This is a genomic window from Bacillus sp. FSL E2-0195, assembly GCF_038003645.1.
GTDB classification, from domain to species: Bacteria; Bacillota; Bacilli; order Bacillales; family Bacillaceae_G; genus Bacillus_A; species Bacillus_A mycoides.
In genome coordinates this window covers 1,429,039-1,440,859 of record NZ_JBBOPN010000001.1, presented here as the reverse complement: position 1 = coordinate 1,440,859, position 11,821 = coordinate 1,429,039, and the positions used below count along the sequence as shown (strand labels likewise).

General features: G+C 35.6%; 12 protein-coding genes. All 12 read right to left on the bottom strand.

Annotated features, from left to right (window positions below; all coding sequences use genetic code 11):
* Positions 1–87 precede the first annotated feature (87 nt).
* Positions 88–1,863, bottom strand: a complete 1,776-nt coding sequence (resE, locus tag MHH59_RS07435) for a sensor histidine kinase ResE (protein ID WP_088291306.1) — start codon at positions 1,861–1,863, stop codon at positions 88–90.
* Positions 1,863–2,579: a DNA-binding response regulator ResD gene (gene resD, locus MHH59_RS07430; RefSeq protein WP_002011758.1), complete on the bottom strand. Its 717-nt coding sequence runs from the start codon at positions 2,577–2,579 to the stop codon at positions 1,863–1,865. The genes resE and resD overlap by 1 nt, the downstream gene beginning before the upstream one ends.
* A gap of 301 nt (positions 2,580–2,880) precedes the next feature.
* Positions 2,881–4,038, bottom strand: coding sequence for a cytochrome c biogenesis protein ResC (gene resC / locus MHH59_RS07425; RefSeq protein ID WP_002030737.1), 1,158 nt, complete (start codon positions 4,036–4,038; stop codon positions 2,881–2,883).
* Positions 4,039–4,056: 18 nt separating this feature from the next.
* Positions 4,057–5,673 (bottom strand): cytochrome c biogenesis protein ResB, encoded by a 1,617-nt coding sequence (gene resB / locus MHH59_RS07420; protein ID WP_088037984.1) that lies wholly within the window; start codon positions 5,671–5,673, stop codon positions 4,057–4,059.
* A gap of 124 nt (positions 5,674–5,797) precedes the next feature.
* Positions 5,798–6,319: a thiol-disulfide oxidoreductase ResA gene (gene resA, locus MHH59_RS07415; protein WP_002064495.1), complete on the bottom strand. Its 522-nt coding sequence runs from the start codon at positions 6,317–6,319 to the stop codon at positions 5,798–5,800.
* A 94-nt stretch (positions 6,320–6,413) separates the two neighbouring features.
* On the bottom strand, positions 6,414–7,142 hold the full coding sequence (gene rluB / locus MHH59_RS07410; protein WP_002030733.1) for a 23S rRNA pseudouridine(2605) synthase RluB: 729 nt from the start codon (positions 7,140–7,142) through the stop codon (positions 6,414–6,416).
* 288 nt (positions 7,143–7,430) lie between these two features.
* Positions 7,431–7,961 (bottom strand): spore maturation protein SpmB, encoded by a 531-nt coding sequence (spmB, locus tag MHH59_RS07405; RefSeq protein ID WP_002086660.1) that lies wholly within the window; start codon positions 7,959–7,961, stop codon positions 7,431–7,433.
* Positions 7,958–8,554, bottom strand: coding sequence for a spore maturation protein SpmA (gene spmA / locus MHH59_RS07400; protein ID WP_002086662.1), 597 nt, complete (start codon positions 8,552–8,554; stop codon positions 7,958–7,960). The genes spmB and spmA overlap by 4 nt, the downstream gene beginning before the upstream one ends.
* Positions 8,547–9,671, bottom strand: coding sequence for a D-alanyl-D-alanine carboxypeptidase family protein (locus tag MHH59_RS07395; protein ID WP_002086664.1), 1,125 nt, complete (start codon positions 9,669–9,671; stop codon positions 8,547–8,549). The genes spmA and MHH59_RS07395 overlap by 8 nt, the downstream gene beginning before the upstream one ends.
* Positions 9,672–9,783: 112 nt before the next feature.
* Positions 9,784–10,698 carry a superoxide dismutase gene (locus tag MHH59_RS07390; RefSeq protein ID WP_340851014.1) on the bottom strand — a complete coding sequence of 305 codons (915 nt, stop codon included), beginning with the start codon at positions 10,696–10,698 and terminating at the stop codon, positions 9,784–9,786.
* A gap of 105 nt (positions 10,699–10,803) precedes the next feature.
* Positions 10,804–11,295 (bottom strand): YpuI family protein, encoded by a 492-nt coding sequence (locus tag MHH59_RS07385; protein WP_002126375.1) that lies wholly within the window; start codon positions 11,293–11,295, stop codon positions 10,804–10,806.
* Positions 11,296–11,317: 22 nt separating this feature from the next.
* The gene (locus MHH59_RS07380; protein ID WP_002086670.1) at positions 11,318–11,707 is read right to left on the bottom strand and encodes a hypothetical protein; all 390 of its coding nucleotides are present in this window, start codon (positions 11,705–11,707) and stop codon (positions 11,318–11,320) included.
* Positions 11,708–11,821: the final 114 nt, after the last annotated feature.

The following is an 11,821-nucleotide window of genomic DNA, read 5'->3' as shown; positions in this document are numbered from 1 at the left end:
TACCATTCTTTATTTAATTGCACTTACAAAAAAATAAAAAAACAGTAAAGCTTTTATTCATGATCAACTTTTTAAAAACATATATATCTAAATTATACGATTTGGTAAATATACAGAGAATGTAGTTCCTTCTCCAACGACACTTGATACAGAAATTTTCCCGTCATGACCTTGAACAATATTTTTAGCAATCGCAAGCCCGAGTCCTGTTCCAACTTTTTTCCCTCGCGTTCTTGCTTTATCAGCTTTATAGAATCGATCGAACAAGAACGGAATATCTTCTTCTGGAATACCAGCACCTGAATCTTGCACTTCGAAAGTAAGGCCACTATTTTTCGTATTAATTACAAGTGTAACATGTCCACCTGCATTTGTATGACGGATTGCATTATCAATTAAATTCGTCAGTACCTGTTCCATACGGTCTGCATCAAACGGATATTGTTCAATTGGACTTTGGAAATCCACTGTTAATTGGACTTCTTTATCCTTTGCAATCCCCTGGAATTTACGGCCAATTTTTTCGACAAATGGATGAATATCTACTTCACCTATATGTAACTCTACATGTCCACTTTCCATACGGGCTAAATCTAATAACTCATTTACAAGTTTACCTAAACGAACAGATTCATCATAAATAATTTGAACAAACTCATTAATTTCTTCTTTCGTTTGCACAATATCATCTAAAATTGCTTCACTATATCCTTGAAGCATTACCATCGGTGTACGAAGTTCATGTGATACATTCGCAATAAAGTCTTGACGCATTTTCTCAAGACGACGCTCCTCCGTCATATCTCGCAATACTGCTACAGCTCCACGAATTTTTGTTTGATTGTAAAGCGGTGTCATAAGAACTACGTAGTTACCTTTTTGCAAATTAATTTCAACAACTTGTTGTTGCTCACTTTCTACAACGAGATGGAATAGTTCAACAAGTTCAGAAGGCAGTTTTTTAATTAACTCTACTTCTTTTTCTTCTTGCCAAACTTGTAAGAAGTGTTCTGCCGGTGGGTTGATAACAACGACTTCACCTTCTTGATTTAACGTAACAACACCATCTGCCATACTACTCAAAATGCTAGCTAACTGCTCTTTTTCTTGCTGCAGGGCATTCATATTAAACTTCAACTGTTTCCCCATTTGATTTAAAGCAGTTGCAAGCTCACCAATTTCGTCCTGAGACACCATAGGGGCTTTCGTATCAAATTTCCCGCGCGCTACCTCAAATGCAACCTCACGCATTTTACGAAGCGGTGCCGTAATTCGAGTAGATAAGAAAAATGCAAAGAAAGTTGTTAAAATAATCGCAATCCCGGCTGATAAGAAAATAAAATCAGTCGTTCTCTCCATACCTTGTATTGGAACTTGCAATGATTCATATACAAACACTGCACTTTGATTTTTTGACTGTACTGGTTTCCCGACGATCATAATATCATTTTCAGTATTTTTATTCTTCCTACTATTAGAAGCTTTTCTAATATTATTCTTAATATCCTTTTTATCTGTAAAAACAGCTGCTAATTCTTTATCATTTTTCAAATCATCTATTGTAAGAGTAACTAATCCTTCTTGTTTCGGCGAAGAAGAAATTTCCTTACCGTCTTCTACAATGATAATCCTTGAAAGTGGATCAGAAAATTTGTAAGCAATATTCTCAATCGTTTTTACATCGGCACCTTCTTCAATTAATTCCGTGACACTTGTTGCAACTTTCTGAAGCCTAGCTTCACTCATATCAACATAATACGTTCTAAAAAACTGTGAAAGTAAAATAGCAACAAATCCAAGAACAAACGAAACGAGAAGTAATATGGTCATCCATAACTTCCCTACTACACTTCTCCAAAGCATCAGTCGTTCACAACCTCAAACTTGTAACCTACGCCCCAAACGGTAACAATCATTTTCGCTGCATCTGGTGATTGTTTACTTAACTTTTCACGTAAACGCTTTACATGCGTATCAACTGTACGTAAATCTCCGAAGAACTCATATTGCCATACTTCTTTTAACAATTGCTCACGGTCAAAAACTTTATCCGGGGATTTCGCTAAGAATAATAGTAATTCATATTCTTTCGGTGTTAAGTTTACTTCATTACCATCCGCTGTAACGCGGTGCGCATCATTATCAATTGTTAAATGAGGGAAAACAGTAACATCTTTCGTCGTTGTATCTTGTGTAAAGAATGTCGTTGGTACAGCGCGGCGTAATACTGCTTTCACACGAAGTACTACTTCACGCGGGCTAAACGGCTTTACAATATAATCATCAGTTCCAACTTCAAACCCTTGTACCCTATTTACTTCTTCACCTTTTGCTGTCAGCATAATAATTGGCGTCGCTTTCTTCTCACGAATCCCTTTACACACTTCGATACCATCTTTACCAGGCATCATAATATCCAGTAGGATTAAATCATAATCATTTTGTAACGCCATTTCTAAAGCTGTATCACCATTATCCGCTTCTTCAATTGTGTATTGCTCTCTTTCTAAATACATCTTTAATAAACGACGAATACGATCCTCATCGTCTACAATTAAAATTCTTGATTCATTTTCCATTTCTACCCGCTGCGTACTTTTACCACAACGGTTTACACCTACCCTTCTACAATATAATGTTGCACCTATCCTCGTTTAATTAAGCATTTTTTAACGTTCCACTTCCCATATTATGCTTCACAAGAATAATAAAGTTTGTTCATTTTTTTTCCAAAACTATGTATTTTTTTTGAACAGTATATTTGGTCCTCGACATCATTTTACAGAATCAACCGCTACTTTGTCATGTTTTTCTCAAAAAAGAAGAAAATTTGACAAAAATAAAATAGGAAAGTGACATACACTCTCCTATTTTATTTCTCTATGCATATGAATGTAAACCCGCGATAATTAAGTTTACTACAATAAAGTTAAACATAATGATTGCAAAACCAATCACTGCAAGCCAGGCGGATTTTTCTCCATGCCATCCTTTAGATAAACGTAAATGTAATACCGCAGCATAAAAGAGCCAAGTAATAAGCGCCCAAACTTCTTTTGGATCCCAACCCCAAAAGCGCGTCCAAGCGATTTGAGCCCAGATCATTGCAAAGATTAATGCTCCTAATGTAAACACCGGGAATCCTATCGCAATAGAACGATATCCGATTTCATCTAATAAATCACTATTCGTATTCTTTACTAACGGCTGAAGTGCCGCTGACACTCGCTTACGTAAAACAAGTCTTAATACAATATAAAGTAGCGTTCCGACTAACACTGACCAAATAACAGTATTTAATTTTTTCGCATTTACAATCGCTGGAACTTCAACTGTTGGCTCTAATTTATTTTCTGTCATTAACTTCCCTTCATGCGGTCCAACTAAAGCAGGGAGATTATACTTCATTTCAACTTGTTGTTCATTTTTATCAATCCATTGAAACTTCGCTTCGTATTTCATACTAGAAAATACCGTTGTTATTCCAATAAACCCAACTGTACAAACAAGTGTGAAAACTACTGTCTCTAACCAAAATGTACGCTTACTTCTTGTTGATTGATCTACATTTTTTAGTAAATACATTACGCCTGTAATAAAACTAATTGCTAATATTGCTTGTCCCGCTGCCGCTGTCGTTACATGAATATGTAGCCAATTACTCTTTAAAGATGGGATAAGCGGCGAAATTTCTCTCGGGAACATACTTGCATAAGCGATTAATAAAAGAGCTACCGGTAAAGCAAATAAACCAATAATACTTACACGATATACAAAGTACATAATAATAAAAGCTCCCACAAGCATCATGCCAAAAAATGTACCAAATTCAAAAAAGTTACTAACCGGTGCATGTCCTGATGCGATCCATCTTGTAACAAAATATACTATTTGTGCAATAAATCCTAAAATTGTTATAGTTATACCTATATTTGCCCACTTGTTACCTTTTTCTTTAATTGCTCCTCCAAAAAATAAAGTTGCAATTAAATATAAGATAAACGCCGCGAACAGAAAATTACTACTTATTTGTACCATATCGTTTCCCCACCTTAACTAATTTTTTTCATTCATTTTATCGTGTGGTTGTGGAATCGCTGTTCCTTCTAGTACTCTTTCAATATCTTTCTTTAAGCCGAACCAATTTTTATTCGTATGGCCTGCAACCCACCATTCATTATTAACACGTTGTATCCAAATACGGCGATGGTTCCAATACATACCTTGAATCACACCAACCATAAATATAAATCCTCCAATACCGAGAATCCAAAGCGTCAAATCTTTTCTTACCGTAAGAGCTGTTGCATTTTGCATTTCCACACCTGCAAATGACATTTTATATTTATTATTCCCGTCAGGCTCTATGTTTTGCTGAATACCGACGAAACTAACTTCACCATCTGGTGTTTCCGGGGTAAACATTTTAAAGACGAATGCAGGATTATTCGGTAATTTTGTTTTCGTATTCGGCCTTCCATTCTCATCAAAATAAAAATCAGGAAAATAGCTTAATAGTTCTAGAGAATACCCATTTCCTAAATCATATTTTTCTGTAGGATTCGCTAAATCTACTTTAATCGGTCCCAACTTTTGATTATTTTCTTTGTTTTGCAAATGGAAAGACATGCTTTTAAATTCACTTTCTTTGTAATCCACTTGATAAACAGCAAATTGATCAAATTTCAGTGGCTCATTCACTCGAATTTCAGCTTCTTTTACCTTTTCTAATTTTGGTTTTTGACCCGCTATATTTTCTCCTACCGCTTTATATAATACAGCATTTGTTTGGAAGTTTTTCGCAATCATTTTATCACCAACACGATCAATTGCTTCATCAAAAACTTCTTTATCCTTACTCTTATCATAAACTTCCTTGATAAACTTTTCGTTTTTCAAATAGTATTGACCATCTGTTCCTGGTATTTCTTTCGTTTCACCGTCACGTAACCAAAGTGCTTCATCTACATACATACTCGGTAAAAAACGTAGCATTGCACCGAATAGAAAGATAATAAGACCAATATGGTTTACATATGGACCCCAGCGTGAAAAACGTCCCTTTTCCGCTAAAACGTTCCCGTCTTCCACTTTCACCTTATAATTACGTTTCTTTAAATTAATTTGAACTCGTTCTAAGTCACCTTCATGCGGCGTACCAGTCCCGTGCACTCTCTGTCTTTTCAAAAAACTTGGGTGTCTTTTCACCCCTTGTTTTTTTAAAGCTTTATAAAGAGGAATGACACGGTCTAAACTACATATAACAAGTGAAATACCAATGGAAGCAATTAAAATCATGTACCACCATGATCCATATAAATTATTAAATCCTAATTGATAGTATAATTGTCCTAAAAATCCATACTCGGTCTTATAATATTCAGCTGGTTCGATTCCTGGAGTTATGTACATTTCTTGGGGAAAGATAGTTCCTATTGCCGATGAAGCTAAAGTTATTACGATTAACCATACACCTACTTTTACAGAAGAGAAAAAACTCCAAATTTTATCGACTATCGTTTTTGTATGTGTGAGAGATCTCCGAGCACTCCCCTCATATCTCATATCCAATAATTTTATATTTTCATTACTTTCAAATGGTTTCCCACATGCTTCACAAAAAATGGTTCCTATCGGATTAACATGTCCACATTCACACTTAATTTCTTTCAAAGCTCTCACCGCCCTTTTATCTATATGTACTATTGTATATTCCAGCTTATAGTTACCGCAATACTCAGAATTTTTAAAGCGAAGGCGCTATACGTAAGCACCTCTTATGTAAAGGCTTTATTAATTATGGAGTGATTTTCTTTAAGTACTCTTCCAATTGTTCCTTCGTTTGCTCACCTATAATTTGCTCTACTACTTTGCCTTCTTTATCAATTAAAAAGGTTGTTGGTAATGGTCCCACTCCATATGTACCTATGATCTTTTGCCCTTTATCAATTGCAACTGGGAATTTCAAATCGTATTGTTTCACAAAGTTCTTCACTGCGATATCCGTTTCATCTGCATCTAAGGCAATAATTTCAACGCCTTTTTCTTTATATTTCGGATATAACTCATTCATATAAGGCATTTCTTTTTCACAAGGTTTACACCAAGTTCCCCAAAAATTTAAAAATACACCTTTTCCCTTTAAATCTTTTAATTCAATATTCTTTCCTTCTAAATCAGTTACAACAAAGTTAGGTGCTTCTTTTCCAATTTGCATTTTCTCTTTATCAGTAAAAAATCCTTGATATAGCGTAAACCCTACCGCACCGCTTAAAATGAGCAAAATGATAACACGAAATAATAAGCGATTTTTTTTCATGTTGTCTCCCCTCTCTTCGACGAGTGATAAATATATGTATTTTTTAATAAATCACCAGCGGAGCATTCCACTGGTGAAAGTTTCACAATATAGATTAGCGAGGCTTTGTAGAAGCCAATGCACGTAATTGTTTCACCTCATGTGGTGTCAATTCTCTTGCATCGCCAGGACGCAAGCTACCCACTTCTAAAAAGGCATACCGTTCACGTTTTAATTTCATTACTTTACAATCTAACGCTTCAAACATGCGGCGTACTTGACGGTTACGTCCTTCATGAATCGTTAATTGTACAATTGCCATCTCTTTACGCTTGTCCCAAGAAATAATTTTCGCTTGTGCTGGTGCTGTTTTCCCATCTTCTAATGCAACACCTCGTTCTAACATGCGAATTTTCTCACCTGTTAATGGCCCTTTAATTTTCGCAACATACGTTTTTTCAACTTTATATCTCGGATGCATTAATACATTTGCAAATTCACCATCATTTGTCATCAATAATACGCCAGACGTATCATAATCTAAGCGTCCGATTGGGAATAAACGTTGTCTAATTTCAGGGAAAAAGTCTGTTACAACATTTCTTCCTTTATCATCTGATACACTTGAAATTACACCAGTTGGTTTATATAGTAAAAAATAAACAGGTTCTTCTTTTTCAAGAGGGATGTTATTTACTTCCACTTTATCTTGAGGAGTTACTTTTGTTCCTAACTCCTTCACTATTTTCCCATTAACTTTCACTTTCCCTTGCTGAATTAATTCCTCAGCCTTTCTTCTCGATGCAATACCTGCTTGCGCAATCACTTTTTGTAATCGTTCCATTTCTTTTTTTCACCTCAAATTTATCTTACCTTACATTAGAAAGACTTGGCAACCGCCTAAGCTTTATGCCATTTACTTCGCCTATCTTTAACAACATAGCAATGATGATAAACGTCTAAAGGCATATCACGTTTTCACCCTTTATTATTGTCTACACTTTTTCATGTTGTCCACGATAAAAGTTCATCATTTTGTCAAAAACACCGCATAAAAAAACCACTATTAAACTACACGTTAATAGTGGTCGTATACGTATTATAAGCTAAATAGCGCAAAAAATGAATAGCATTACCGAAACAATAGGGAAACAAACACAATTGAACAAATAATTCCGATTAAATCTGCAAAAAGTCCTACCTTTAATGCATCTCCCATTTTTCTAATACCGACAGCCCCAAAGTATACTGTTAATATATAAAAAGTCGTATCTGTGCTACCTTGCATCGTTGAAGCTAACCTACCAATAAACGAGTCTGGCCCATATGTAGCGATTAAGTCGGTCGTAATACTTAAACCAGCAGATCCCGAAATCGGACGTATAAGTGCAAGTGGAACGATTTCGGCTGGTACATGAATAAAGTCTAACATCGGCTTCATTACCGATATCATCGCATCTAAAGCACCTGATGCCCGGAAAATAGAAATAGATACAAGCATTCCAACCATAAACGGCAAAATGGAAACCGCAATTTGAATCCCTTCTTTTCCGCCCTCAACGAACGATTCGTACGTTGGAACTTTCTTTATCGTGCCATACAAAAGGATAAAACCAATTACACAAGGAATTACCCATAATGAAATTGTATTTACAATACTCATTTTTTCCGCCCCTTTCTACTCCTTCTCCGGTAAAAATAGCGGTCAATCCAAATCGCTCCAATCATCGATAACACTTGTGCTATAAATGTTACGCCAACGATTTCAGTAGGGTTTGCTGATTCATAAGTCATTCGAATCGAAATGACAGTAGTCGGAATTAATGTAATCGCTGAAGTATTTAATGCTAGAAACGTCACCATAGAACGACTTGCTGAATCCTTTCCACCATTTAACTCTTTCAGTTGTTCCATTGCTTTAATACCTAAAGGTGTTGCTGCATTACCTAACCCAAAAAAGTTCGCCATCATATTTGATAAAATGAATCCCATTGACGGGTGATCCTTCGGTATTTCTGGAAATAATCTTTTTACTATCGGCATAAAAAGTGATACTAACTTCTTTAACAATCCAGCTTCCTCAGCAATTTTCATTAAACCGAGCCAAAATACTAAAACACTAATAAGTCCAATACAAATCGTTACAGCATCTTTTGACCCTTCAAACACTGCTTTGGTCACTTCTTCCATCGTTCCATTTATCATGGCATACACAATCCCTATAACTGCCATCGCTGCCCATACGAGATTAACCATCTATCCCAACACCTATCATGTAAGAGAATATTTCTTTTACGTTATTCCAATACATTCCCGTTGTAGCTACTAACTTTCGTTTACTGTAAAACAAATTTCGTTCTCCAACTTTCTCGTTCCCTACATAAATTTCTGTCTTCCCAATCTTTACTCCATCCGTAAGTTTTGCACTTTTATCGAGCTCAACTTTCAATAACACGCTCTTTCTTTCCTCTTCAGTTAAAGGTACAGAAAAACTATTTTTCGTATAAACATGATTGGCATATTTCTTTTCATTTATTTCAGCGAGTGCGCCTTGTCCTAAAACTTTCGCTTGCTTATAGCGTTCAAAGCCTTTATCAAACAAATTCATATGATCATCCCAGTCACTAGAAGCACTCAAAGTTACGACAATTAAATCTAGTCCATCTTTTGAAGCTGTTGTGACAAGCGTCCGTCCTGCTTTCTTCGTAAAACCTGTCTTTCCCCCTGTTGCAAATTCATAATAAGATGTCACAAGCTTATGTTTATTTTTCCACGGATAATCCCAAGAATCTGATTTATACGTTTTTGTTCCAAAAATTTTCTTAAAGGTCTCGTTCCCCATTGCATATTTCGTTAATAATGCCATGTCATAAGCCGACGAATAATGCGATCCATCCCCATCCAAGCCATGCGGGTTTGAGAAATGCGTATCTTTCATTCCGATTTCTTTCGCCTTTTCATTCATTAAATATACAAATCCTTCTATACTCCCTCCCACATTTTCAGCAATTACTTGTGCTGCATCATTACCAGATCTAAGCATTAATCCGTAAACTAAATCTTCTAACTTAACTTTTTGTCCAGGTTTTAAATAAATTGCCGATCCTTCTACTCGTACCGCTTCATTACTAACCGATACTAATTCTTTCATTTTTCCTGATTCAGCAGCTAACAATGCTGTCATAATTTTTGTTATACTAGCAATTTTTTGTGGCTCATGTTCTAATTTCCCATATAGCACACGACCGGATTGTTGTTCCATTAAGACTGCGTTACGAGCACTGACACCACCGTTCATTTTTGCATATGCAGGAATTGGCATAACGCTTGCGTACATTATAATTAGCGTAATTATTATACAAATTCGTCTCATATTTCCCCCCACGTCCTTTTGGCACTTTTTGTACAAGTGTATGCTTGGCCTTTTAAAATATGAACGAAATCTTCCTTCCACCTCCACTAAAAAAGACGCATGAGATATGCGTCTAATACGGTGTCCATTCAATTTGTTTCGCAGTTTCAAATCTTTTTTCTACATCAGGCCAATTTACAACATTCCACCAGTTTTTAATATATTCATCTTTTCGATTTTGGTATTGTAAATAATACGCATGTTCCCATACATCTAGTACAAGGAGCGGTATCGTATCCCATTGTGTAAACAATTGATGAAGTGTACTCTGCAAAATTTCTAACCTTCCGGACCGAGGCACCCATACAAGGATTGCCCATCCAGACCCCTCAACTTTCGAGGCCGCCTCTGTAAAATGTTTTTGGAAACGTAAGTAACTCCCAAAATCCTTCTCAATTTCTTGTGATAATGCCCCTCGTGGACCCCCGCCCCCATCTTTTTTCATATTATTCCAAAATATCGTGTGTAAGTAATGACCTGATCCATGAAAAGCCGCTTCTCTTTCCCAATGCTTAATTAAATCAAATTGATTTGTTTTTCTCGCTTCTTCCATCATCTTCTCTGCTTTATTTAATCCTTCCACGTAACTACGATGGTGTTTATCATGGTGTAACATCATAATTTCTCGTGAAATGTACGGTTCTAGCGCATTATATGGATAAGGTAATGGCGGAAGGTTATGCCCCCCAATCGGAACAGCTCGTTCGCTATCCCCTCTTTCACATAGTTCATATTCCTCTCCTTCTTGCATAAATACTTCCTGTAAATGGTGTTGAATATGTTCTACATCCTCACTTATTTCATACATAAACTCGGCATCTGTGTCGTATTCATGCTCTTTCATACGCTCTAATAACGTTTGAATTTTATAAGCAAGCATATGGACATCATACACTTCCATTGCACGGCTATCTAATACTTGAAGAACACTTTCACACCAGCTTTCTACTTCATGAAAGTAATCTGTAAATACACCTTGCTGACTCATGTCACACCTCCTTATTGCTATCCACTTAAATATATTCAATGAAAATCCCTTATATAACTGTACAAAAGGAAAAGAAGCTAAGTATCCTTAGCTTCTTTTCCTTAATTAATATTTGTGCAACATTTTTGTTTGGTAATCTGTCTCATAATATTCTAGTTCTTCACGCATCAATTGAAATTTCCCTTCTAAATCCTTCATCATTCGTTCTATAGACCCAGGGGGGGTTTGCTGAAAAACAATAGAATTTTTCCCTGTATAAGCAGAACGACTATTTTCATACCAATGATCATTCTTTGGCGAAAAAAACTCTGCAATTACTTGATGGTAAATCTTATATAAAACTGTTTCAGCTGCGGTCTTTCGAAATGGTTGGCTATTCAACAAAACAAAACATGCATCAAGTCCTTCTTCACAAAAAACAAGAAGTCTTCTTATTGATGCTAATATACCTTTATAATATTGCTCGTTTCCTGTTGGTGTCTCCTCCAATAAAGAAGGTAACGTATGATAATTTACATAATTAGTTATCAAGGAAATTACATCTTCTAAAAATATAGAAACTTGTTCTGTTTGATTTTCAACCATCAAATTAGACATGGCTTCTCTCTCCTTTGCCGTTTTACGCTATTTCTACTCTTTTATTTTTATGTAATTCAGCTAATATTTCTTGTACTTTCACCACTGTTCCCTCATCAAAGTATCGTTGAAAGTCTGTTACTTCATTGAGATACAAGCGCTTCTGCGCGCGTAGCTCTTTATCTTTCACTAAACAAGCGATCGCTACAATATCTCGTAAATATACGTCTTGTTCTTCTACTTTATAAACTGGATTTCCTTCAAAAGGGGTAATTTCTTGTAAAATTTCTTCAAAATATCTAACATATAAGACAGAAAAGGTTTTTTCTTGATTATTTAATATATATGTCACTTCAGATCTATTAAAAAAATCTTCTGATGTATTCGGTTTTGCTTTTTCTAACTCATATCCTGCATAACCTATTATAATCATCTACTTCCCCTCTCTTCCTTCTTTCACCTTATATTAACTCAATTTTCTAATAAACGAAATATTCTTTTAAATATAACCTATATAAAAAATAGCTTCCCTATACAGGAATTTACC